This is a genomic window from Enterococcus sp. DA9 (assembly GCF_008000875.1).
GTDB lineage: Bacteria > Bacillota > Bacilli > Lactobacillales > Enterococcaceae > Enterococcus_B > Enterococcus_B lactis.
Genome location: NZ_CP042839.1, coordinates 2,495,001 through 2,520,952 on the forward strand (window position 1 = coordinate 2,495,001; position 25,952 = coordinate 2,520,952).

16 protein-coding genes, 1 tRNA gene and 2 rRNA genes (1 of these 19 only partly in view) are annotated in these 25,952 nt (G+C 39.7%); 3 read left to right on the forward strand and 16 right to left on the reverse strand.

The features are described from left to right. From FTX43_RS13025 to FTX43_RS13060, 8 genes are all read right to left on the reverse strand, one after another. A 23S ribosomal RNA gene (locus FTX43_RS13025) occupies positions 1 to 868 on the reverse strand; it reaches 2,047 nt to the left of the window's first position. A gap of 292 nt (positions 869 to 1,160) precedes the next feature. After that, positions 1,161 to 1,233 (reverse strand) — tRNA-Ala (locus tag FTX43_RS13030). A 76-nt stretch (positions 1,234 to 1,309) separates the two neighbouring features. Further along, positions 1,310 to 2,869 (reverse strand): 16S ribosomal RNA (locus tag FTX43_RS13035). Together the 16S and 23S rRNA genes with 1 tRNA gene alongside form the textbook arrangement of a ribosomal RNA operon. 688 nt (positions 2,870 to 3,557) lie before the next feature. After that, positions 3,558 to 5,063, reverse strand: coding sequence for a HAMP domain-containing histidine kinase (locus tag FTX43_RS13040; protein WP_073490240.1), 1,506 nt, complete (start codon positions 5,061 to 5,063; stop codon positions 3,558 to 3,560). Further along, complete coding sequence (locus FTX43_RS13045) at positions 5,060 to 5,746, reverse strand: response regulator transcription factor (RefSeq protein WP_002290973.1); 687 nt, start codon at positions 5,744 to 5,746, stop codon at positions 5,060 to 5,062. The genes FTX43_RS13040 and FTX43_RS13045 overlap by 4 nt, the downstream gene beginning before the upstream one ends. A gap of 191 nt (positions 5,747 to 5,937) precedes the next feature. After that, positions 5,938 to 7,359 carry an NADP-dependent phosphogluconate dehydrogenase gene (gndA, locus tag FTX43_RS13050; protein WP_002290971.1) on the reverse strand — a complete coding sequence of 474 codons (1,422 nt, stop codon included), beginning with the start codon at positions 7,357 to 7,359 and terminating at the stop codon, positions 5,938 to 5,940. A gap of 168 nt (positions 7,360 to 7,527) precedes the next feature. Then, complete coding sequence (rpmF, locus tag FTX43_RS13055; RefSeq protein WP_002290970.1) at positions 7,528 to 7,707, reverse strand: 50S ribosomal protein L32; 180 nt, start codon at positions 7,705 to 7,707, stop codon at positions 7,528 to 7,530. A 57-nt stretch (positions 7,708 to 7,764) separates the two neighbouring features. Continuing rightward, positions 7,765 to 8,334 carry a DUF177 domain-containing protein gene (locus FTX43_RS13060; RefSeq protein WP_002290967.1) on the reverse strand — a complete coding sequence of 190 codons (570 nt, stop codon included), beginning with the start codon at positions 8,332 to 8,334 and terminating at the stop codon, positions 7,765 to 7,767. 185 nt (positions 8,335 to 8,519) lie between these two features. Here FTX43_RS13060 and FTX43_RS13065 point away from each other — a divergent pair, with 185 nt between their 5' ends. Further along, positions 8,520 to 9,422 (forward strand): LysR substrate-binding domain-containing protein, encoded by a 903-nt coding sequence (locus FTX43_RS13065; protein ID WP_002310396.1) that lies wholly within the window; start codon positions 8,520 to 8,522, stop codon positions 9,420 to 9,422. Positions 9,423 to 9,456: 34 nt separating this feature from the next. Here FTX43_RS13065 and pyk read toward each other — a convergent pair whose 3' ends face one another. The 3 genes from pyk to dnaE form a co-directional block, all read right to left on the reverse strand. Continuing rightward, positions 9,457 to 11,241 carry a pyruvate kinase gene (gene pyk, locus FTX43_RS13070; RefSeq protein WP_002290965.1) on the reverse strand — a complete coding sequence of 595 codons (1,785 nt, stop codon included), beginning with the start codon at positions 11,239 to 11,241 and terminating at the stop codon, positions 9,457 to 9,459. Between the two features lie 73 nt (positions 11,242 to 11,314). Further along, the gene (gene pfkA, locus FTX43_RS13075; protein ID WP_002310395.1) at positions 11,315 to 12,277 is read right to left on the reverse strand and encodes a 6-phosphofructokinase; all 963 of its coding nucleotides are present in this window, start codon (positions 12,275 to 12,277) and stop codon (positions 11,315 to 11,317) included. A 167-nt stretch (positions 12,278 to 12,444) separates the two neighbouring features. Beyond that, the gene (gene dnaE / locus FTX43_RS13080; RefSeq protein ID WP_147607108.1) at positions 12,445 to 15,756 is read right to left on the reverse strand and encodes a DNA polymerase III subunit alpha; all 3,312 of its coding nucleotides are present in this window, start codon (positions 15,754 to 15,756) and stop codon (positions 12,445 to 12,447) included. A gap of 229 nt (positions 15,757 to 15,985) precedes the next feature. Here dnaE and FTX43_RS13085 point away from each other — a divergent pair, with 229 nt between their 5' ends. Then, on the forward strand, positions 15,986 to 16,171 hold the full coding sequence (locus FTX43_RS13085; RefSeq protein WP_002290959.1) for a YjzD family protein: 186 nt from the start codon (positions 15,986 to 15,988) through the stop codon (positions 16,169 to 16,171). A 60-nt stretch (positions 16,172 to 16,231) separates the two neighbouring features. Here the strand turns inward: FTX43_RS13085 and FTX43_RS13090 are convergent, their stop codons facing one another. Together FTX43_RS13090 and FTX43_RS13095 are read right to left on the reverse strand one after the other, a co-directional pair. Continuing rightward, positions 16,232 to 17,428 (reverse strand): multidrug efflux MFS transporter, encoded by a 1,197-nt coding sequence (locus FTX43_RS13090; protein ID WP_002344099.1) that lies wholly within the window; start codon positions 17,426 to 17,428, stop codon positions 16,232 to 16,234. A 168-nt stretch (positions 17,429 to 17,596) separates the two neighbouring features. Beyond that, positions 17,597 to 19,033 carry an NCS2 family permease gene (locus FTX43_RS13095; protein WP_002310391.1) on the reverse strand — a complete coding sequence of 479 codons (1,437 nt, stop codon included), beginning with the start codon at positions 19,031 to 19,033 and terminating at the stop codon, positions 17,597 to 17,599. 292 nt (positions 19,034 to 19,325) lie between these two features. Here FTX43_RS13095 and FTX43_RS13100 point away from each other — a divergent pair, with 292 nt between their 5' ends. Then, positions 19,326 to 20,138, forward strand: coding sequence for a Cof-type HAD-IIB family hydrolase (locus FTX43_RS13100; protein WP_002314169.1), 813 nt, complete (start codon positions 19,326 to 19,328; stop codon positions 20,136 to 20,138). Between the two features lie 302 nt (positions 20,139 to 20,440). Here FTX43_RS13100 and FTX43_RS13105 read toward each other — a convergent pair whose 3' ends face one another. The 3 genes from FTX43_RS13105 to thrS all read right to left on the reverse strand — a co-directional run bounded on the left by FTX43_RS13105 (position 20,441) and on the right by thrS (position 25,914). Further along, entirely contained in the window at positions 20,441 to 22,594 is a 2,154-nt protein-coding gene (locus FTX43_RS13105; RefSeq protein WP_002334653.1) for a penicillin-binding protein 2, read from the reverse strand. A 305-nt stretch (positions 22,595 to 22,899) separates the two neighbouring features. After that, a complete protein-coding gene (locus tag FTX43_RS13110; RefSeq protein ID WP_002310387.1) occupies positions 22,900 to 23,748 on the reverse strand; it encodes a MurR/RpiR family transcriptional regulator in 849 nt (282 codons plus the stop codon). A gap of 222 nt (positions 23,749 to 23,970) precedes the next feature. Beyond that, entirely contained in the window at positions 23,971 to 25,914 is a 1,944-nt protein-coding gene (gene thrS, locus FTX43_RS13115; protein ID WP_002290867.1) for a threonine--tRNA ligase, read from the reverse strand. Between the last annotated feature and the right edge of the window lie 38 nt (positions 25,915 to 25,952).

Genomic DNA, 25,952 nt, shown 5'->3' on the forward strand with positions numbered 1-25,952 from the left:
TAAAGCTATTTCGGAGAGAACCAGCTATCTCCAAGTTCGTTTGGAATTTCTCCGCTACCCACACCTCATCCCCGCACTTTTCAACGTACGTGGGTTCGGTCCTCCAGTGCGTTTTACCGCACCTTCAACCTGGACATGGGTAGATCACATGGTTTCGGGTCTACGACTACATACTCAAACGCCCTATTCAGACTCGCTTTCGCTGCGGCTCCGTCTCTTCAACTTAACCTCGCATGCAATCGTAACTCGCCGGTTCATTCTACAAAAGGCACGCCATCACCCATTAACGGGCTTTGACTTGTTGTAGGCACACGGTTTCAGGTTCTATTTCACTCCCCTTCCGGGGTGCTTTTCACCTTTCCCTCACGGTACTGGTTCACTATCGGTCACTAGGGAGTATTTAGCCTTGGGAGATGGTCCTCCCGGATTCCGACGGAATTTCTCGTGTTCCGCCGTACTCAGGATCCTCCTAGGTGTCTTCCACATTTCGTCTACGGGGTTTTTACCCTCTTTGACTGACTTTTCCAAGTCATTCGACTATCTGAAAGAACGACCATATTGGAGTCCTACAACCCCAACAAGCAAGCTTGTTGGTTTGGGCTTTTCCCGTTTCGCTCGCCGCTACTCAGGGAATCGAATTTTCTTTCTCTTCCTGCAGGTACTTAGATGTTTCAGTTCTCTGCGTCTACCTCGAATGTGCTATGTATTCACACAATCGTAACATCCTATTAAAGATGCTGGGTTCCCCCATTCGGAAATCTCTGGATCATAGCTTACGTACAGCTCCCCAAAGCATATCGGTGTTAGTCCCGTCCTTCATCGGCTCCTAGTGCCAAGGCATCCACCGTGCGCCCTTATTCACTTAACCTTATCAACCTTTCGGTTGGGTTTTGATCCTTCTTCTAGCGATAGAAGTTAGATCAAGAAAATAAGCAATTGAACTTATTAAAAAACTCTATCCAGCTCACAAATCAGCCTGTGCGGCAAAAAGATCGATCGTCTCATAAAATCAAAGATTTCATGGTCGTCCGCCTATTTTGCTTCAGGCTAAACAATTTGCTTAGCTTTCAAATTCAACGCGGTGTTCTCGGTTTGTATTACTTACATTTACTTCAAATATCCAGTTTTCAATGAACAAATTTAACAACTAATGTTGTTAATGGAGCCTAGCGGGATCGAACCGCTGACCTCCTGCGTGCAAAGCAGGCGCTCTCCCAGCTGAGCTAAGGCCCCGTTTTAAATTGAGAGTAAACCTCTCAAAACTGAACAAAGTAAAAACAAATTGTGTAGTCTCCGTAATATTCCTTAGAAAGGAGGTGATCCAGCCGCACCTTCCGATACGGCTACCTTGTTACGACTTCACCCCAATCATCTATCCCACCTTAGGCGGCTGGCTCCAAAAGGTTACCTCACCGACTTCGGGTGTTACAAACTCTCGTGGTGTGACGGGCGGTGTGTACAAGGCCCGGGAACGTATTCACCGCGGCGTGCTGATCCGCGATTACTAGCGATTCCGGCTTCATGCAGGCGAGTTGCAGCCTGCAATCCGAACTGAGAGAAGCTTTAAGAGATTAGCTTAGCCTCGCGACTTCGCAACTCGTTGTACTTCCCATTGTAGCACGTGTGTAGCCCAGGTCATAAGGGGCATGATGATTTGACGTCATCCCCACCTTCCTCCGGTTTGTCACCGGCAGTCTTGCTAGAGTGCCCAACTGAATGATGGCAACTAACAATAAGGGTTGCGCTCGTTGCGGGACTTAACCCAACATCTCACGACACGAGCTGACGACAACCATGCACCACCTGTCACTTTGCCCCCGAAGGGGAAGCTCTATCTCTAGAGTGGTCAAAGGATGTCAAGACCTGGTAAGGTTCTTCGCGTTGCTTCGAATTAAACCACATGCTCCACCGCTTGTGCGGGCCCCCGTCAATTCCTTTGAGTTTCAACCTTGCGGTCGTACTCCCCAGGCGGAGTGCTTAATGCGTTAGCTGCAGCACTGAAGGGCGGAAACCCTCCAACACTTAGCACTCATCGTTTACGGCGTGGACTACCAGGGTATCTAATCCTGTTTGCTCCCCACGCTTTCGAGCCTCAGCGTCAGTTACAGACCAGAGAGCCGCCTTCGCCACTGGTGTTCCTCCATATATCTACGCATTTCACCGCTACACATGGAATTCCACTCTCCTCTTCTGCACTCAAGTCTCCCAGTTTCCAATGACCCTCCCCGGTTGAGCCGGGGGCTTTCACATCAGACTTAAGAAACCGCCTGCGCTCGCTTTACGCCCAATAAATCCGGACAACGCTTGCCACCTACGTATTACCGCGGCTGCTGGCACGTAGTTAGCCGTGGCTTTCTGGTTAGATACCGTCAAGGGATGAACAGTTACTCTCATCCTTGTTCTTCTCTAACAACAGAGTTTTACGATCCGAAAACCTTCTTCACTCACGCGGCGTTGCTCGGTCAGACTTTCGTCCATTGCCGAAGATTCCCTACTGCTGCCTCCCGTAGGAGTTTGGGCCGTGTCTCAGTCCCAATGTGGCCGATCACCCTCTCAGGTCGGCTATGCATCGTGGCCTTGGTGAGCCGTTACCTCACCAACTAGCTAATGCACCGCGGGTCCATCCATCAGCGACACCCGAAAGCGCCTTTCAAATCAAAACCATGCGGTTTCGATTGTTATACGGTATTAGCACCTGTTTCCAAGTGTTATCCCCTTCTGATGGGCAGGTTACCCACGTGTTACTCACCCGTTCGCCACTCTTCTTTTTCCGGTGGAGCAAGCTCCGGTGGAAAAAGAAGCGTACGACTTGCATGTATTAGGCACGCCGCCAGCGTTCGTCCTGAGCCAGGATCAAACTCTCATAAAAAGTTCGAACAATCTTACGATTGTTAAGCTCAATTTGTTTGCTAGCATATTGCTTGCTTGTTAAAAATGTTTGTTGTCTTGAATTGAATCAAGACGCCCTACACATTTGGTTTGTCTTACTTTGTTCAGTTTTCAAAGGTCTAATCTTTTTGTTTCAACAACTCTTTAATCTTATCAGATCCAGAAGAGAATGTCAACAACTTTTTTTGTTTATTTTTTCTAAATACCTTTATCGCTCATTAGCAGCGACTTGATTATCATACCATTTCATTTGTTATTTGTCAATAACTTTTTTGAAGTTTGTTTCGATAAAATCAAGCTTTATAAACTTCCTCATCTAAGCGACTTCGTTATTATAACATGATATCAAAAATGCGTCAACACTATTTTTTATAATTTTTAGCGACACCTTAAAGGAATCATTTAGAACAAATAATAATATAGCAATCTCTTTATAAAATTGCAATAGAAAATTTCCTATTTTTCTTTATTATTTTTAAAGACGAATATTAAAGTATTTTTATTGTTTTTTGTTCACCTAAAAGCTATTTACAATTTACCAACGAATGTTATTCTATTTTATTGTTCGCTAAATTTCTTTATAATGACCATCCCAAATTTCTTATCTGCTTGTATTTGGCTTCTTCTTTCTTAATGGATAATATAAAAAAACAAGCAAAGCACATGCTTTACTTGTCTTCTGTTTTTGCGATAGGAATAAAAATTCTAAAGATAGTCCCTTGCCCAACTACGCTTTCTGCTAAGATACGACCTTTGTAGTTTTCAACCAATTGTTTTGCGATAGACAATCCCAGACCATTTCCGCCCTTCGTTCTAGCCCTCGCTTTATCCACACGATAAAAACGATTGAAGATCTTATTAAGGTCTTCTTTGGGTATTCCTTCACCAAAGTCCTGTATAGCAATCTCAAATTCATTCAGAGTAGAAGAAATAGAGATATGGACTTCTTTTCGTGTAGTTGAATATTTTACTGCGTTATCCAATATGATAATAATTAATTGCTCAAAGTGATTACGATAAATTTGCAGGGTCACTTCTTTTGTCAAATCATCATCTAAAGTAATCACATAGTCTGGGTATAATATCTTGAAATTATTATAAACTTGATAGGTGACTTCTTTTCCTTTAGTTGTTTCATTTGCATAATGGACATCTACTTGTTCTGCTCTAGATAAGTCTAGCATCTCTTGAACTAAGCTTTTCATGCGGCTGATTTCTTGCATGCTGGCGCTTAATGATTCTTCCAATATTTCAGGATCATCTTTCCCCCAACGATTTAGCAGACTAAGATGCCCTTCAATGATTGCTACAGGAGTTCTTAACTCATGAGAGACGTCTTCCACGAACTGCTCTTGTTGTTCGATATACAAACGCATGCGGTCAAGCATCTCATTGAATATTTCAGCTAAATCTGCCAATTCATCATTCGTGTCGATTTCAGGCATGTGGATATCTGATTGCGGATCTTTACGTATAGTATCCATTGTATCTCTGATTACCTTGAGTGGTTTCAAGAAGTAAGAAGATAAAAAGAAACCTAAAATACTACTTAAAATCAAAGAAACGACTTCTAAAACAATAAGAGTCAATAATAGCTTATTTCGGATATCATAGAAAGAAGATAATTCATAGAAGCTTTGCGCATAACCAATCTTTTCTCTTGTTCCTTTAGAATATATAGGCTGTATAGATAAAAAGCCAGTTTTCCCTTCTAGTGTAACAATCGTTGGCACTTTACGTGTTGTTTGGATCAAGTTTCGACTGTTTTCGTGAGTTTTGAAAATCAAGTTCTCATCTAAATCATACACATAAAGATCCATCGAAGGCTGCCCTAGCTCAGCTATAAAGGAATCAATCTTCATTAAGTTTCCTTCGACCAGTGAAGTATGATCTATGACCTCATCTCCGTCATTTGTCGCTTTTGTCAGATTACGATACGTATTCACTAATGTCAGTTCTTCATCCGAGTTAGCCAAACGAGAGGCTACTTCTGAAATCGTACGTTCTACATTGTTTCTTTCTTTTGCAACAATCAGATTGATAGATGATTTATAGGTAATGACCGCAAAAATTGTAAATACGACGAATATGAAGAAAGAACTCGCAAAGGCCCACTTGATTGTCAAGGAGGGCCCTTTCAGTTCTCTTTTTTCCGATTTTTTCGGCTTTATCACGAGCGCATCACATAACCTGTTCCGCGGACAGTTTGGATATAGCTTTCCTCCCCTGGAACGTCAATTTTATTGCGAAGATAACGAATATATACATCCACTACGTTTGTTTCAACTTCCGTTTCGTATCCCCACACTTTATTTAGTAAAACATCACGTGCTAATACCACGTTCACGTTTTCCATTAAAGTAAGTAGCAATTCGTATTCTCTTTTTGTTAGTTCAATTACTTCGTTTCCGCGACGTACGACACGGTTTTCTTTTTCGATAGTCAAATCACGATAAGTAATAGTGGTTTGTTTTGCCACATTTTTGTCACCTTCAATATCGATTCGACGCAACAATGCTCGAAGACGCGCTAATAGTTCTTCGATAGCAAATGGTTTGACGATGTAGTCATCTGCTCCATGGTCAAGTCCCGATACACGATCAATTACAGAATCTCTTGCAGTCATCATAATGATTGGTGTATTTTTGACTTGGCGTACGCGTCTGCAGACTTCTAAACCGTTCAATTCTGGAAGCATCAGGTCCAACAATATGGCATCCCACTCATTATTTAATGCCGCATCTAAACCAGTACGACCGTTGTAATGGACTTCTGCGTTATACCCTTCATGCTTCAACTCTAGCTCGACAAATCGAGCTAAGTTCTTTTCATCTTCAATGATTAGAATATTACTCATTTATTATTTTATCCTTTCTATCTACTGGCTTTTTAAAAACTCTATCATTATACCGATAATCTGCTTAAAAATCTATAGTCATTTTATCATGAATAGCAGTTTTAAAAAAGAGCTGAAGTCTACTCATAACAATTGACTTCAGCTCTTTCGTCCTCTTTTTATTTTCTCATTTCCTAACAGCCGAAAGACTATTATTCTTCATGGTACCATGAGTAATGGAAGATTCCTTCTTTGTCGACACGTTCATATGTGTGTGCGCCAAAGTAATCGCGTTGGGCTTGGATTATATTTGCAGGCAGACGTTCTGCTCTGTATGAATCGAAGTAAGCGATGGCTGATGAGAAAGTTGGTACAGGTACGCCAGCTTGGACAGCCAAGGCAACGACGTCTCGGACTGATTGCTGATATTTTTTCGTGATTTCAACGAAATAATCATCTAGCAATAAATTTTCGATCTCAGGATTTTTGTCATAAGCATCCGTGATTTTTTGCAAGAATCGAGCTCGGATGATACATCCAGCGCGCCAGATTTTTGCGATTTCGCCAAATGGCAAATCCCAATCAAATTCTTTTGAAGCGACACGTAATTGAGCAAATCCTTGAGCATAACTCATGATTTTACTGAAATACAACGCTTCTCGGATTTTTTCGACCAATTCTTTTTTGTCTCCTGTGAACTCAAAATCGTTCGTGCGAGACAAAATTTTACTTGCTTGTACGCGTTCTTCTTTATAAGCAGAAATGTAACGAGCAAATACAGATTCAGTAATCAATGGAAGTGGCACGCCTAAGTCAAGCGCACTTTGGCTTGTCCATTTACCTGTTCCTTTATTTCCAGCTGCATCAAGGATCACATCTACGACTGGTTTACCTGTGCCTTCATCGTCTTTTCGAGTCAGGATGTCAGCTGTGATTTCGATCAGGTAGCTGTCTAATTCACCTTGATTCCATTCTTTAAAGATATCAGCCATTTCTTCTACTGAAAGGTCTAAAATATTCTTCATCAAGTCATAAGATTCAGCAATCAGTTGCATATCTCCATACTCAATACCGTTGTGTACCATTTTCACATAGTGTCCGGCTCCGTTTGGGCCAATATAGGTAACACATGGTGCTCCGTCTTCTGCTTTTGCAGAAATTTGCTCTAAGATTGGTGCAACTAGCTCATACGCTTCTTTTTGTCCACCAGGCATGATTGAAGGTCCTTTTAAAGCTCCTTCTTCACCGCCGGAAACGCCTGTACCGATAAAGTTAATACCAGAGTTGGCTAATTCTTCATTACGACGCATCGTATCTTTAAAGAATGTATTTCCTCCGTCAATCAGAATATCGCCTTTATCAAGGTGAGGAAGCAACTCTTGGATTGTTGCATCTGTTGCTGGTCCTGCTTTGACCATCAGAAGAATCCGACGTGGTTTTTCGATTGATTCTACAAATTCTTCGATTGTGTACGTTGCTTTGAAATTTTTATCTGGGTGTTCTTCTACTACAGCGGTTGTTTTAGCCCCTGTACGGTTGAATAAGGCCACTGAATAGCCGCGGCTTTCTATATTCAAGGCTAGATTTTTACCCATAACGGCCATACCGACAACGCCGATTTGTTGTTTTGACATATGAACTCCTCCTACATACGGGATTTCTCCCTAATCTCTTACATTATAGCTTAACACGGCTACATTGCAAACTAAAGAACAACATATTTTTTATTTACCGCTTATAAAAAATAAACCTCAAGGCTCCATGGTTAGCCTTGAGGTTTTACATTTTCTAATTAAAATGTATTAAGCTTCTTTTGACATTACGTCCTTACCATCATAGTAACCACAATTTGCACATACGTGATGGCTTTTTTTCATTTCACCACAGTTTGGACATTCGTTTAATCCTTTGATTGTCAACTTGTAGTGTGTACGACGTTTTGCTTTTTTAGCTTTTGATGTTCTTCTAGCTGGTACTGCCATTTTGCTACACCTCCTTGTAAAGTCTTGCACCTATAATAGATACAATATATTCCAATCTTACTTGTTATCGTCGTTTTTTGATTCAGAATCAAAAAGTTCAGATAGTTTTGCAAGACGAGGATCAATTTTATTCTCGGCTTCTTCCATTTTTCTGCGTTGGTATTCTTCTTCGGAAACAACTTCCCAATCATTGCCTTTTGGAAGTTCTGTTGCTGCTTCCTCTTCTTTCGTCAATACCCGCATCGGAATCGCCAATAAGATGTTGTCTTCAATTGACTCTGCTAAATTCAATAACGGACCTTCAATCAGCAAAATCTCATCTGCAGACATTTGCTCATCTCTGCTTTGGAATTGTTCTTCTGTCATGAATACTTCGTCTACAGAAAAATCCATCGGCAGTTCAACAGGTTCTAGCGAACGTGTTGAAGGAACTGTCAAAGTCGTCTGCACAGTGTAATGAACGATATAGCCTTTCTTATCAACTGAGACCAAACCTTCGACTTCCACTGGCGCAACATCAAGTATTAAATTGTCTCGCTTCATGAGAGCGGCTTTCAAGTCGAGCGTCTCATGAAAAGTTAACGGTGTCTCCTGGTATTTTCTCAATTCCAATAAAGACCATTTCATTTTTCATCACTCCTAAGCAACAAAAGCAATTATACAGGGCAAAAACCATGTTGTCAATGAAATTTTCTTGACACCTTGCAGTTCATAAAAAAACAGAAATATCTTTAACAGAAAGCCTCTGTTTGCTATCATCTTCAGAATCATTTACAATAATCATTATTCTATCAAAGGAGCGGATGATCTTTATGAACACGAAAGATATTGAATACTACGTCCAAATCGTCAAACAAAAAAACTTTACGAAAGTGGCTAATTATTTCCGTGTGAGCCAACCTACTATTACATATGCATTACAACGTCTTGAAAAAGAGTTTGACGCCGTACTTATCACAAGAGATCGTTCGCATCACGAATTAATCGTCACACCTTCTGGAAAGCAGCTGTTTCTCCATGCACAAACTATTCTCCAAGAGATTTCTACTGCAAGGGCTGAAATCACTCAGTTACAAAAGAAAAAGCTGCGTTTTGGCTTGCCGCCTATTATCGGCAATGAGTACTTTCCAAAACTGTCAGGTTACTTTATTAAGCATGAGTTGATGAATCAGATTGAAATCACCGATGGAGGCTCTCGGGACTTATATGGAATGATCCGTCAAGGGAGGATCGATTTAGCCGTATTAGGCTCAACACAGCCAATCGTAGATCAATATTTAGAAACAGAATTGCTTTTGGATAAACGTTTCATGATCGTCGTTCCGCCTACTCACCCTCTGGCCCAGCAGAAGGCGGTCTCTTTCAAAGATATATCAGATGAACAGTTTGTGTTATTGAACGAACATTATGTCCACCCAGCAGCATTCACTAAACTTTCTAAACAAACACACACTCAACCAAAAGTTGTTTATCAAAGCAATGATTTGACGATTTTAAAGAGTATGATCCGTGAAAATGTTGGTATCGGTTTTTTGACAGAGATTGCTGTACATCCTGAAGATCATTTAGTTTGCCTCCCACTTTCAGACGAAGTTCAGCCTCGCTTCTTGATTTCATTGGCAAAACGAACACAACAGCTTGTCACACCGCTTCAAGAACAAGTAGTCCAAGTCATCCATGAATTCGTTACAGCACAAAAAAACAGCTCTTCGTAAATGAAGAGCTGTTTTTATTTTGTATTAAGCTAAATTAGATAGCTGTTGTTTCGCCACGGTAAACGATGCCGCGACGTGAATCAACAGTAATCAATTCGCCATCAGTAATTGTTGTTGTTGCGCCTTTAGCACCAACGATTACAGGAATATCTTGTGCAATTCCTACAACTGCAGCGTGAGAAGTCAATCCGCCTTCTTCAACGATAACAGCAGCTGCTTTTTCGATTGCAGGCATGTATTCTTTGTCAGTTGATGGTACAACTAGAACCATTCCGTCTTTTGCTTTTTTTACAGCTTCTTCAGCAGATGAAGCAATAACTGCATTTGCAACGACAGATTTTTGTCCAACGCCTTGAGCTTCTAATAATTTAGAACCAATCATTTGAATTTTCATCACGTTAGTTGTTCCGCGTTCGCCAACTGGTACACCAGCAGTGATCAAGATTAAATCGCCTTCTGATGCGAAACCTAATTCAACAGCTTTTTTAGCTGCTAGTTCAAACATTTCATCAGTTGTTGATGGTTTTTCAGCAACTGTTGGGTAAACACCCCAGTTTAACATCAAACCACGTTTTGTGCGTTCGTCAAAAGTAACAGCCAAGATATCTGCATCTGGGCGATATTTTGAAATCATTTTTGCAGTGTAGCCTGATTCAGTTGCAGCAACGATTGTTTTGACCCCTAGATTTTTTGCAGCACGAGCTACAGATAAACCGATTGTTTCAGTTACATCTGTTTTATCGAATTCGTTCAATTGGAATGTACCTAATTCTGATAATGCATTTTCAGCTTCTTGGTCGATACGTGCCATTGTTGAAACAGCTTCAACTGGGTAGTCTCCGTTTGCAGATTCACCAGATAACATTGTTGCATCTGTTCCGTCAAATACAGCATTGGCAACGTCAGAAGCTTCCGCACGTGTTGGACGTGGGTTTTCTTGCATTGATTCTAACATTTGTGTAGCAGTGATAACTGGGATACCAGCAGCGTTACATTTTTTGATGATACGTTTTTGAACCATTGGTACTAGTTCAGCTGGGATTTCCACACCCATATCTCCACGGGCAATCATAACACCGTCAGAAACTTTGATGATTTCGTCAATGTTGTCGATACCTTCTTGAGATTCGATTTTAGGGAAGATTTGAACATGAGTCATGTCTTTTTCTTCTAAAATTTCGCGAATATCTAGAACGTCTTGTGCTTTACGTACAAAACTTGCAGCGATAAAGTCGATATCGTTGTCTAAACCAAAACGAATATCGTCAGCATCTTTTGGAGTAATACCTGGCAAACTGATAGAAACGCCTGGTGCATTTACCCCTTTACGTGATCCTAGCATACCTGCATTTTTAACTTCTACGACTAATTCACGGTTTGCTTCGTCTTTTTCAATGATTTCCATGTCGATCAAGCCATCATCGAATAAAACGTGTCCGCCTACGTGAACATCGTCAAATAATCCTGGGTAAGTAACCGCGATTTTTTCTTTTGAACCTACATGTTCAGGATCCATAGAGATGCGTGTTTGATCTCCTACTTCAAATTTGATGTATCCTGCACGACCAAAATCAGCTTCTGTTGTGCCTTGAACAGTTGTACGGATTTCAGCTCCTTTTGTATCTAAAAGAATACCGACATCTTTTCCTGTCTTTTTAACTGCTTCACGGACCATAGTCATACGTGATAATTGTTCTTCATGGTCACCATGAGAAAAGTTAAAGCGGAAGACATTTGCCCCAGATTCAATCAATTGAGAAATAATTTCTACTGAGTTACTTGCTGGTCCTAATGTACTAACGATTTTGGTTTTTTTCATTTAAAAAACTCTCCCATTCAATTTTGTTTATTTAAAGCTGTACACAGCTTAAATAGCTTGGTTTCTTTCACTCTTAAAATGAAAGTGAATTATTTAGATCATATAATGATAAGTCTGGTTTATGCTTGTTGTTTTCTAGTGTATCAATGATGTCAGCTGCAACGATTTCGTTGTCATGGATACCGACACATAATCCACCTTTTCCTTCTTGAAGCAATTCGACAGCGTAAGCACCGAATTTACTTGCTAAGACGCGGTCGCGTGCGCTTGGTGCTCCACCACGGACAACGTGTCCCAAGATAGATACACGTGTATGATAGTCGCCAAATTCTGAAAGTTTTTCAGCGAATTCATTTCCGCCCATTACACCTTCAGCCAAGATGATCAAGCAATGTTTCTTCCCACGATCACGGCCTTCTTGGATTTTTTTAGCAACTGAAGCCATATCAAAATCATGTTCTGGGATGATGATTTCATCTGCTCCGCCAGCTACACCTGACCATAAAGCGATGTCACCTGCATTGCGTCCCATTACTTCGATAACGAATGTACGAACATGAGAAGTCGCTGTGTCACGAATACGGTCAATTGATTCTAGCACTGTATTGATTGCTGTATCAAAACCGATTGTGAAGTCAGTACCAGGAATATCATTATCGATTGTTCCAGGAATACCTACTGCTGGGAATCCACGTTTTGTCAAAGCCATTGCGCCATGATAAGAACCGTCTCCTCCGATAACCACTAGACCTTCGATCCCGAATTTTTTCAATTGTTCGATTCCTTTTAATTGACCTTCTTCAGTTGCAAATTCTGGATAACGTGCAGAATACAAGAATGTACCACCACGTTGGATCTTGTCACCTACATCTGCCACATCAAGACGACGAATATCTCCAGCAACTAAACCGGCAAACCCATAATTGATCCCGTATACTTCCAGTCCTTCGTAAATACCTTTACGAACAACGGCACGAACAGCTGCATTCATTCCAGGTGCGTCTCCGCCACTGGTCAAAATTCCGATGCGTTTCATAATAAACATTCACCTCATTAAAATACTTTATCCTAAGTATAACTTAGGTTTACAACCATTTTTGCGTTAACCACGACTAACATTCTAACATTATTTTTCTCGCTTGTCTTGATTTACGGATAAAAAAATGAAAAAAAATGAAAGCAAGTAGTATTTTTTACCGTAAGTTATTTGAAAACCACATTATCTTCGCCAAGTAGAGAAACAAGTTGTCCCTTTATACTCTTGCTGTCATCCACCCAATAAGCATCTGACAGAACAACTTTTCGTTGTGTTTTTTCGTGGTACATAATTACTGGAATATATCCTGGGTGTTTCTGAAAAATCCCTTGTAATTGTTTCATTATCTCAGGGTCTTCCCGTTCTTCTGTTATACGCAAATAGCACGTTTGTGAAGGATACTGTGTTTCTAACTGACGAGGATCAGCAAAGCTTTCTCCAATCAATTGTAGTTCCTGGTTATATTTGCTGATTTCGCTACGCCCTTGAACAAAAATCACTTGATCAACTGCAAACAGGTTACGATATTTTCGATAAAGAGTTGGAAAAACCGTGACAGAAATTTCTCCGCTACTATCGGTTCCTTCCACGAAGGCCATCAGTTCGCCTTTTTTTGTCCGAATCTCTCTAACTTCCTTTATCATCAATAGTAAATTGACTAGTTGATTAGGAACGATATCTGTAATCAGCTGAACCTGTTTAGCTAAACGAAGCCGGTCAAACCCTTCTGCAGGATGTCCTGACAAATAAACACCTAAGTATTCCTCTTCCAGCTTCAGTCGTTCTTCTAGTGTATAGTCAGCAACTTCTTCTTCTTTTAATGCCATGATTCCTAGCAAATCTAGACTGCCACCGCTGTAAACGATATTTTGGATTTTTCCTTCGAGATCAAACATCAACTGTTTCCTGTTAGGAGATAATTCATCAAAAACACCTACTGCTGTCAGTGATTGCAGTAACTCTAATTTCAGCCACCGCTTATCGATCCGTATGAGGAATTGATCTACTGACTTGAACGGGCCATTTTGTTTTCTTTCATTCAATACATCTTCTACAAAATCACGTCGGATGCCTTTTATCGCTGTCAGCCCGAATCTGATTTCTTCCTTATTGACCAACTCAAAACTATAATTGCTTTGATTGATGGATGGTGAAGAAAGTTTGAGTTTATTTTTACGTGCTTCTGCAATATATTCTTTCAATTTCGTTGTGTTATGCCGAACAGAATTCATTAGACTGGTAAAGAAAGCTCCTGGATGATGAGCCTTTAGATATGCCATTTGGAATCCCACGAAGGAATAAGCAAATGCATGCGACCGATTGAATCCATAGTTTGCAAATTTTTCAATATATTCATATACAGTCACTGCTGTTTTTTCCGAATATCCTTGTTGTAATGCTCCTGATACAAAATGCGACTTTTCTTCATCTAATACGTCTTTTTTCTTTTTACTAACTGCCCGCCTCAAAATATCTGACTGTCCTAATGTAAATCCAGCCATAGTCGAGGCAATCTGCATGATTTGTTCCTGATAGACAATCACCCCGTATGTGTTTTTCAAAATCGGGATCAGTGAATCATCGGGGTAGCGAATGGCTTCTTTTCCTTTTTTTCTGGCAATGAAAGTATCGATATTTTGCATAGGACCTGGACGATACAACGCATTGACTGCGGCAATATCTTCGATGTTTTCTGGTCCTAATCTTCGTAAAACGTTTCGAATACCAGCGGATTCAAATTGAAATACTCCTGAAGTTTCGCCTCGTTGAAACAAGAGTAGCGTTTTTGCATCATTTAATGGGATCTCTTTTAATCGGATTTCCTGCCCTTCTACTCGCTTAACAGCCTTTAAAGTAAAATCAATAATCGATAAGTTACGTAGTCCTAGAAAGTCCATTTTCAAAAGACCGATGGCTTCTACCTCATTCATCGTATACTGAGTCAGAAAAGCTTCATCAGAACCGCGTTGGAGCGGTACTAATTCAAGTAGATTCCTATCGCTGATAACTACCCCTGCTGCGTGAGTCGAAACGTGTCTTGGCAATCCTTCTAAAATCACTGCGGTTTTGAATAAAAGTTGGTTTTTTTCGCTTGCCTGAACTAATTCTACTAGTTGACGCGATGTTTTGTAAGCTTGGGTCAATGTGATTTTCAGTTGGTTTGGTATTGCTTTTGACCAGCGGTTTGCTTCACTTTGTGACAGACCAAACACTCTAGCTGCATCTCTAAGAACCATTTTTGCAGCCATTGTACCAAATGTCGCGATTTGCGCCATGTGATATTGTCCATACTTTTCTCGAACATAATTCAATACTTCCTCACGTCGGTTGTCAGGAATATCCAAATCAATATCCGGCATCGTAAAACGTTCAGGATTTAAAAATCGTTCGAATAGCAAGTCATACTCTAATGGATCCACATCTGTGATTTCTAACACATAGGCTACTAATGAACCAGCAGCAGAACCACGGCCTGCACCGGTAACGATTTTATTTCTATGAGCAAAAGCCATTACATCCCATACGATCAGGAAATAATCATCGAATCCCATTTGATGGATGACAGATAACTCATAGTCCAAACGTTCTCGGTACTCCTTTGTATAATCAACGATCCGATGTTCTACTTGCGAGTAGCATAGCTCTCTTAAATATTCTCCAGCTTGTTTTCCCTGAGGGACGGGATAATGCGGGAGTAATTTCTGATGAAACTGAAATTCAAATGAAATCGATTCAGCTAAGCGCTGAGCACCTATTACAGCTTGTGAAAGACCTGCTTCTTCGAATCGTTTGATCATTTCTTGTTCTGAAATCAGGTAACCATTTGCTGATGGTAAAGGTGCAGATAAACTTTCTAAAGGCATCTGACTTCCCTCTTTGATATGCTTCATCACTTCAAGCGCAAAAAGGTCTTCTTGCTGTAAACTAGCGATTGGATGCAATGCACAAAGTGGATAATTTTCTTTTGTCACATACTGATACCATTCAGGCAATTGATTAGGCGTGTTTTCTGACAAGCCGATATAAAAATCTTTAGTAAAAACATTTTCAAGCAAAAACTGCCAATGACTGAAAAAATGTTCCTCTTTATTGAAAGCCTCAGAAACAGAATGAGTTGCCGGAACGACAAACACTAGATGGTCGGTTTCTATCATATCATCAAGTGCCATTTTTTCTTGGATCATTTTTCGACTGGAAAGTTTCATCAGTTGCTGATAACCTGTCTCATCTTTTGCGTACGCAAGCAAACCATAATTTTTTTCTTCATAAGTATAACTAAGATGTAATCCAATGATTGGCTGTATTTCTTCTTCTACACAAATACGATAGAATTCAGGTGCACCGTATAAGACATCTTTATCCGTTATGGCTAATGAAGTGTAGCCTTGTTTTTTTGCTTCTTGTACATATTCTCGAATACGGATCGTACTTTGTAAAAGAGAATAAGAAGTAATTGTATAAAGTTGTGGGAAAAACATCTTGCATTCCGCCTTTTTTTTCGTTAAAATTCACTAGCGTTAAAAGGTATGATCCTTTTACTTTCATTAAATAACAAGTGCTGAAGTTAATTGTTCTGCTTCATTTGCTTGCTTCTAGTCTGTAGAAATGAGTTCTTTCACAAGAACTCGAATTTTATTGAGATTTAGTCTCGTTTCTTTACATTCAAAGAAAATCTGGTAAAATTAAGATAGAAAAGAGGTGTTCTTTATGCGATATATCGTTACATTATTCTGGGCTGTCGTTCTAGGTCAAGTAGTCGGTTATATTGGTGCTGCATTAACAAGCGGAACTTATGATTTTACTTTGACAACAATCATTTCATTAATTGCGGGTGTCATTATCCTTTTGATTGGTGCAGTTGCGCCAAGAAAAGAAACCTCTGCCCATTCGTAAAAAACCAGCCAAGAGCTTGAGATATCTCAAGCTCTTTTTTATTTCCAATTTTCACCACTATTATAATCTACTGCGAAGAACTTTACGAAAATTGAATAGAGAAAGAAGAATATTTGACAGGACGAATAAACTTGTCACAATAAAAACAGCACTGTAATTATAAGCATGCGCAACTGTCGACCCCAACATGGGTCCTAGAACCTGTCCAAAGTTACTGAACATCTGATTATAGCTATAGATTCGGCTAACCCCTTCTTGTGGCGTGATTTTACTGATCAGTGTATTGACAGAAGGCATCAAAGCACCAGTTGAAAAACCTAAAATAAAACGAAGTATACCTAATTGGAGTGGTGTCGTGACAAACGCCATGGGCAAATAACAGCAAAATGATAAGATGAGTCCGCCAATTAAAACTTTTTGATTCCCAATCTTATCCCCTAGTTTTCCTAGTTTTGGTGAAGAAAAGACTGCGGAAACACCAGCTATCGAAACAATCAAGCCGCTGACAAACAGGATATTTTCTGTATTTCCGCTCAATTCACGAATATATAAGGTCAAAATAGGGCTGATCGTAGTGATCCCTATCTGTAAAATCAAGGTCGTGATGAAGAGACCAATCAAAATAGAGAGATGATCCATTTTTGAAAAAATTTCTTTGGTGCTTATCAGATCTTTTTTCTCGATTGGATGGAAATCTTCTTTGACGAAGAAGATGGTCAACACCGTTGTGATCATCAACAAAGCCCCTGTGATCAAGAATACATTTTCCATACCAAACCACTGAGCCAATGCACCGCCCATAGAAGGTCCGATCAGATTTCCCGCAATCGCTCCGGTGGATAATGTTCCTAATGCCCATCCGCTCTTTTCTCTAGGCGCTTGTGAAGCAATCATTGCTGTTGCATTTGGAATATACCCAGACAAAATCCCGTTCCAAAAACGCATGATCAAAAGCCAATACGCGTTCGGCACAAAAGCTAAAGAACCCATCGTCAACGTCATCCCAGCTGCTGCACGGATCATCATGAGTTTTCGACCTTTTCGATCAGCTAGATTTCCCCAGATTGGTGCAACCACGGCAGATGCAAAAGCAGTAACAGAGATTGCTAGTCCCGAAAACAATTCGATTTGATCTTTTGGTGTTCCTAGTTGCTCAACATAAACTGGTATGAATGGCATAACTAAACTAATACTTGCACCAGTGAAAAAACAGCCAATCCATGCAATCACTAAATTTTTTCTCCAATTAATCTTCATCTATCATCCCTCTTTCGTCTCTTTTATCATACCTATTTTCGAATAAACAAGCAACGATCTCGCCAGTAAAAAGAGAAAAATCCCGCAAAGATTATTTTATATGTAACGTTCTTTTTATGTAAAAAAAAAGAGACCGGAAAAAATGCTGTTCCAATCCCTTCTCTTTATTTAAATCGTTGCTAGAATGATGAAGTTGATGATGAATAAAATATCAACAATCCACAAAGCAACAGAAACTTCATTGAATTTTCCTTTGATTACTTTGACAATTGTATAGAAAATAAATCCTGCTGCAATCCCATAAGAAATGCTATAGCACAATCCCATAAAGATCGATGCAAAGAAGGCTGGTAAAGCTTCTTCCATATCTAGCCATTTGATGTCTGCGAAAGAAGCCATCATCATTACTCCGACCAAAATCAGTGCTGGCGCAGTTGCTTGATTTGGTACAATGGCGATCAGCGGGGAGAACAGACTACTTAATGCGAATAGCACTGCCACTACTACTGAAGTCAAACCAGTACGTCCGCCGGCCCCGATTCCAGCTGCAGATTCGACATAAGTTGTTGTATTTGATGTACCAAAGATAGCACCTACGGAAGTAGCGATTGCATCGGCAAATAGCGCTTTATCCATTTTTGTTTTGAACCCGCGGCCATCTTCCAATGCGATCTCGTCCTCTTTTGAGAAAATACCTGTGCGGCGTCCTGTACCGATAAATGTTCCGATCGTATCAAATGTATCAGATAAACTGAATGCGATGATCGTCATCAATACTTGAGGGATCTTGGAAGAATCACTGAATAAAGATTGCATTCCTTCAGAACCAAATGCTGCACCGAACGTTGTTCCTAATTCTTTAAATGAATTGCCTAACGAATTCGTTTGCCAATCAATGGAACTTAAATCAACAACACCCATAAAAATCCCAAGGACTGTGGTCGCTACGATACCGATAAGAATAGCACCACGGACGTTTTTTACAACTAAAATGGCTGTCAGTACCAAACCAATCACAGCTAACAAGATAGGTGCGTTGTCAAAGTTGGCTAACGCGGGAACGATTCCGCCATTTATCGTAACATTTGTTGCTTTTCCACCTTCAACGACAGAACTCGAAATAGCAGATTGGTCTGCTGAAAAAGATAAAAATCCTGCATTTTTGATCCCGACATACGCAACGAAAATACCGATCCCGCCACCAATCGCATGTTGAAGACTTTCAGGAATCGCCCGAATGATCATCTTTCGGATATTTGTAACAGTAATAAAAATATTGATTAATCCGCAAATAAAAACCATTGCCAAGGCTTGTTGCCAAGAATAGCCAAGCCCGAAAACGACCGTAAAAGTGAAAAATGCGTTCAATCCCATACCAGGTGCCTGAGCATATGGTACATTCGCGAACAATCCCATGACTAGCGTACCAATGATTGATGCAATGATTGTGGCTAGAAATACTGCTTGGAACGGCATACCTGATGCTGATAAAATCGTCGGATTTACGAATAAGATATAGCTCATGGCAAAGAATGTCGTTACTCCCGCCATTATTTCAGTTGATACATTTGTATTGTTTTTCTTTAAACCGAAAAACTTTTCCATAAAAAGTTCCACTCCCTGAATTTTTTTCTGATGGAAAACTATAATAATAAAAAATATGCAAAATATGGCAAATCCATCGAACAATTTCAAATTATATAGACGTTTCATTCGTTTTTCAACGTTTTTTTAACAAAAAAACCGAAAACAATACTTAATGTTCGTGTTTAACTCGTATTCATTTATTTACATAGCCATAACTGTATTTTTTGTTAGGAATAACTGATTCCTCTTGTTAATTAACTAAAATATGCTAGACTAAAACAAATGCTAGTTGAGGAAGGAAGGACCTTTATTGAATAAAAAATTAATTGCCATCGATCTGGACGGAACCACCCTCAATCAAGATTCGATGATTACCTCTAAAACAAAAGAAACCCTGAAAAAAGCAATCAATGCTGGTCATCATGTCAGTATCGCTACTGGACGCCCATTTCGAATGAGCCATCAATTTTACCAACAATTAGAGTTAACAACACCGATGGTTAATTTTAACGGCGCACTGGTGCATATCCCTAATCAACATTGGGATGGCGAAAGAGAAACATTGATTAATCGTGAAATTGCTTTTGAAATCTTATCGCAAAAAAAACAATTGAATTTAGACTTTATCGCTGCTGAAAATCGGGATACTTTTTTTATCGACAGCTTTGACTTCTTTGATGAAAAAATTTTTGCTTCTTCACGTCCTGGAGAAAAAAACTTGCTTTCTCCTAAAAATCTGACGACAAATCCTACATCTTTGCTTGTCCGAACAGACAAGCGTTTTGCAGAAGCTGTATCTGCTGAATTAACACGTCAATTTGGCAGTTATGTGGATGTTCGTACGTGGGGCGGTCCTACGGCGATCTTAGAGATTGTTTCAAAAGGAATACAAAAAGCAAAAGGTGTGCAAGAGATTGCTAACTACCTATCTATTGATCAACAAGACGTGATTGCTTTTGGTGATGAGCATAACGATTTGGAGCTGCTGGATTATGCAGGCTGGGGAGTGGCTATGGCTAATGGTACTGATCAGCTCAAAGGCATCGCAAATGATGTCACTCCTTTGAGCAATCAAGAAGACGGTTTAGCTGTTTATCTGGAAAAATTACTTAAACTACAATAGAGAATTAGATTCCACTAAAAAAGGTTGTGACAATTTTTGTCACAACCTTTTTTGCCGAGTAAACGGTGCTCAATCAGCTGTCCTTCGGTATTAGCTCAAAAACAGCAAAATATGAAAATCTATTTTCCCATTTTGTTTCTCTAATACTCAGATCAGGGTGCTGATTTCACACCCTCTTGATAAATAGTGTTCAAAAGCCAGTTTCTCGGTATGAAGTCAAATTTAAGCAAAAATATGAGAAGCTATTTTCACAAAATTTTTCTTCATACTCGAAACTAAGTGGCTTTTTCACGACCTCTTTTTTATTTTGCCATGAACATATCATAATACGCGTCCATTATTTCTTTAGCAATCGTCAAGTTCATGTGGTCTTGTTCATCTAATAAGTTCGGCAAGACCACACTGATTGCGATTTCCGGATTGTCTGTTGGTCCGTATGCCACGATATTACTATTGACTGTCGTAATATCTGGGTGACCTTCCGCAACCGTTTCTGCAGTCCCTGTTTTTGCAGAAAGGTCCATTTTCGCACTGGCTAATGGTTTAGCTGTTGTGTAAGGGTCGGTACCATGAACAACCTGATGGAATCCTTCACGGAGGATTGCCATATTTTCTGCAGATATATTGACCGTATTTTCTACTGTCGTGCCAATTTCTTTTTTCACTTCACCTAAATTCCCATTTTCGTCATTGCCATAGATTGCTTTGACTAGGTGAGGCTGTACTCGTTTCCCGCCATTAGCGACTGTTGAAGCATATTGAGCTAATTGGATCGGTGTATATGTGTCAAACTGTCCAAATGCCAAATCGGTAAAGTTACCAGGAGTATACCATTCTTTGCCATTATCCGCATTGAACTTCTTCATATACTCAACAGAGCGTGAAATCCCAGGAGATTCATTCGGCAAATCAATCCCAGTCGTTGTACCAAGACCAAATTCTTTGAAAGAGTCTCTCAATTGTTGATAAGCTTTAGCTTCTTCGTCTAAACTAGGTAGTCCCATTCCAGGAGTATAGTCTAGTCCTAGCATCTTTAATGCCACTTTGATCATATACGTATTGGAAGACAATTCCAATGCTTTGACTGCATCAAGAGCAACTTGTCCGTTTCGGTTAAAGACAGAGCTTTTTTCTGAAGCACCTTGTAGACGAATCGGTTCATCAATCAACACTTGATTCCCGCTGATCGCGTTACTTGCCCAACCTGCTGTCAAAGTACCAGCCTTGACTACAGACCCTGGAGCAAAGGCGCTAGTGATCGTACCCAAAGCATTCTCGGTGATTTCCTTGGAACCTTGCTCATGACTGAAACCAGTCATGGCTAACACTTCTCCTGTCTGAGGATTCATGGCTACTGCATAAGCACCAGGCGAGTACTGTGCTTTACCATTATTGATCAATGTTTGATAATTTCTTTTTAAGATTTCTTCTACTTTTGATTGGAATTCTGCATTCATCGATAACATTAAATTAGAACCTTTTTCCCCAGAGAAGATTTCTTTTTGATTCGAAACATTGCCTTCATTATCAAGAGAAACTTCATATTGGGTTTTAGTTCCTTGTAGGACATCTTCATATTGTTTTTCCAAATAACTTTGTCCCACACGATCATTTCGAGAATAACCTTTTGCTAAATACTTCTCTGCTTCATCTGCCGGAAGTCCTTGTTTTTCAGTCGTCACACTACCTAAAATACTTTTCAGTGAATCTGCTGCGTTATATTCGCGTGTCCAGTCTGTGCCTGTCGAAACTCCTGGAAGCTCAGAAGCACGTTCCGCCACAACAGCTAATTCTTGGTCAGTAACACCAGAGTTCTTGATATAGACCGTGTTTAATTCATATGCACTGTTCATCCGTTTAAAGATGGTAGCGATCTTTAATTGTTCCTCGTTTAAGTTGATCTCATCATCTGTTACTTTATTGACCATCGCGCTGTATTGTTCGCTGTTTCCTAATTGCTTTTCTTTTGCCGAAAGTCTTTTTGTGACTTCCTTCAAATGTTCCGGATCAGCCAGCCAAAAATCTTTTTTATCTCTATCTGTCAGATTTTCATCTGCCGGCACATCAATCAGCGAGTTCAGCTTCGTTGCGATTTCAAGTAGGTCTTTAGCCGTCACTTGTGTGCCCCTCGTATAGGTGATTGCCTGATTCGCTTTATTTGTGACTAACGCTTTTCCTGTGGAATCGTAGATCATTCCACGAGGGGTACTTTCTTGGACTGTAATCGTAGAAGTAGATTTCACTCGCGCTTCCATCTCTTCACCATTCACGATCTGCAAATAGCCCAATCGAGCAATCAACGCAACAAATAACGTAAATATAATGAAAAAAAGAAAATTTAAGCGAAAAGGAACATGCGACCGGCGAAACGTTTTGTTTTTAGGCTCTTGTGCCCCTTTTCTTATTTTTTCTATCCAAGAAGTATTTACTATTTTTTTCATAAAATCTTTCATCATTTCCTATCCTTCCGCCTATTTACATTCATGCTTCATTGTACCCAAAAACTTCTTAATAAAAAAGAAAAAATGAGCGGAGCAAGAAATTCTTTACCTAATTTCAAGATAAAATCAACTTTTTGTTTCACAGCAAACCTCTGAAGTTGCATATCCAACTATTTTTTTCATTAAAAACTAAACTTATTTTTGAAAATTATGCTTTCTAAAGTCGTGAAACACTTTAATAGAACATTTCTTTGTGGAAAACTATAAGTTGTTATTCTAAAAAAACTTATATCAAAAATAGTAAGGTAAATTTAGTTTTTTTATTTTGAATCCATAAAATAGTCTTGAATTGCTTCTCTTGTTTTTTTCACTTTTTCACTAAGTGATTCGTTTTTAGCCATATAAAAATAAAAAATGATATCAATCGTAGCGAATTGGGCCAAAAGTGAATTGGTTGCCGCACTTCGATTGGTGATTTCTTTTGGTCTTGATGTTTGTACGAGTACATCGGCTATCTTGCTAAGTGGGTTATTTCCAAATTGCGTCAACGCAATGATCTCGATATTCATATTTTTTGCTAGCTCAGCTAATGCAACTACATCTGCGCTTCTCCCTGAGTTCGAAACAAGCCAAAGTACTTTCTTCTTCTCATTGCTGACAAGTTGTGGGAGCAAGACATGGATATCTTTTTCAAAAATGATGGGCTTACCGACACGAGACCATTTTTGCAGAATGTCTTCTACCACTAAAGAAGAGGCACCCACACCATATAAAAAAACAGACTCAGCCGTTTCCAAACATTCTACGACTTTTTGGATCGTTTCTTCTTCCAGAATATCTACTGTTTCTTTTATCGCTACTTGCGCATTGTTCCCAAGTTTGTTTTTGATAGAGTAAAAGGACTCATTTGCTTCGATATCGCTAAATCCTTCATCGATTCCAGTCTGTAATTCTGTTGAAATCGTGATTTTGAAGTCCGTCAAACTTTGAAACCCGATTTTTTTTGAAAAACGTACAACTGTCGGCGCACTCAAACCTGAAGCCTCCGCTAATTCATTAGCTGTCATTGTGGGGACCTTCTCAATATTTCCAATAATGTAGTTGGCCAACTTTTTTTCTGCTGAAGAATAATCTTCCATCATACTTTCAATACGACTAATTACGCTCATAAGTTCCTCCATCCTTTTAATAATCGTCTATGTAAGTATACCATATCAGTTCCTTGTTAACGGTCGTGTACTGGATAAAAAAACAAAAAAACAATCCGCACAATAGGATAGCTCATTCCATCAATCCCGCAAATTCTATTGTCCATCTGTGGGATTGTGGAATATCTGTTCTCTATTATTTGGATTGTTTTTTTATTTAGTGCTTTTTTATAGATGATTTATCTATTTGTTTTCTCTGCTGTAATTTTTGACTTCTGCTTCCATAGCATCAATAAAGATATTCAAATCTTCTACAGCTGTTTCTTTGCTTCCGTAACGACGTACATTCACTGTTGCATCTTCCAATTCTTTATCACCGACAACTAATTGGTAAGGAATTTTTTGTGTTTGAGAGGCACGAATCTTATAGCCCATTTTTTCATTGCGGTCATCGACTTCTACACGTAAACCTTTCATTTGCAAGCGTTCTTTGATTTCATAAGCATAATCGCCATGTGCATCAACAGAAACAGGGATGATTGTCGCTTGTATTGGTGCTAGCCATGTTGGAAAAGCGCCTTTGTATACTTCTGTCAAATAGGCGACAAAACGTTCCATCGTAGAAACGATTCCGCGGTGGATAACCACTGGACGATGCGTATTTTCTCCATCTTCTCCAACATATGTCAAATCAAAGCGTTCCGGCAATAAGAAGTCTAATTGTATAGTTGACAATGTTTCTTCTGTCCCAAGTGCTGTTTTGACTTGGACATCTAATTTTGGTCCGTAAAAGGCTGCTTCCCCTTCTGCTTCAAAGTAATCTAGCTCTAATTCATCCATAGCAGCTTTCAGCATTGCTTGGGCTTTTTCCCACATTGCATCATCATCAAAATATTTATCTGTATTGTTTGGATCGCGGTAGCTTAAGCGGAAACGATAATCTGTAATATTGAAGTCAGCATATACCGCGACCATCAATTCAAGCGTACGCTTAAATTCATCTTTGATTTGGTCAGGACGAACAAATGTATGACCATCGTTCAACGTCATTTCTCGTACACGTTGTAAACCTGACAAAGCACCTGATTTTTCATAACGGTGCATCATTCCTAATTCAGCGATACGAATTGGTAATTCACGGTAAGAATGGATGGCGTTTTTGTAGACCATCATGTGATGAGGGCAGTTCATTGGACGAAGAACAAGCATTTCGCCATCTCCCATATCCATTGGCGGGAACATGTCTTCTTGATAATGATCCCAGTGTCCAGATGTTTTGTACAACTCAACATCTCCCATGATCGGTGTATACACATGTTGGTAACCTAGACTAACTTCTTTGTCTACGATATAACGTTCGATCGTGCGTCGGATTGTTGCCCCTTTTGGAAGCCAGAATGGCAAACCAGAACCAACTTCTGGAGAAACCATAAACAAGTCAAGTTCTTTCCCTAGTTTACGATGATCTCTTTCTTTTGCTTCTTCACGCAGACGGATATATTCTTTCAAAGCTTTTTTATCAAAAAAGGCTGTTCCGTAAACTCGTTGCATCATTTGATTGTTTGAGTTTCCACGCCAGTAAGCACCTGCCACTGATAATAATTTGAATACTTGTATACGACCAGTAGACGGAACATGTGGGCCACGGCACAAATCGATGAATTCACCTTGTTGATAGGCAGTAATCACTTCTTCTTCTGGCAATTCACTAATCAGTTCTACTTTGTATGGGTCACTTGCAAAAATTTCTAATGCTTCTTGTTTCGAAAGAACACGGCGTTCGATTGGCAGATTTTCTTTGACGATTTTCATCATCTCTGCTTCGATTGCGGGAAGATCTTCTGCAGTTACTTGATTTTGTCCATTGTCTGTATCATAGTAAAACCCTGAATCAATAGCTGGCCCAACACCAAAGTGGATATTTGGATAGAGGCGGCGCATTGCTTGAGCCATCAAATGAGCTGCTGAATGTCGGACTAATCCAAGTGCATCTTCATGGTCTGGTGTGACGATCTCAATACTTGCATCTTCCTCGATTGGACGAGTCAAATCAATAAGTTTGCCGTTCACTTTACCAGCTAAAGCTTTTTTTGCTAAGCTTTTTGAAATACTTTCAGCGATTGCCAATGTTGTTGTACCAGCCTCAAATTCTTTGACTGCACCATCTGGAAAAGTAATTTTTATCATAATAGTTTCCTCCTTGAAATGTTTTGATTGATCAGATC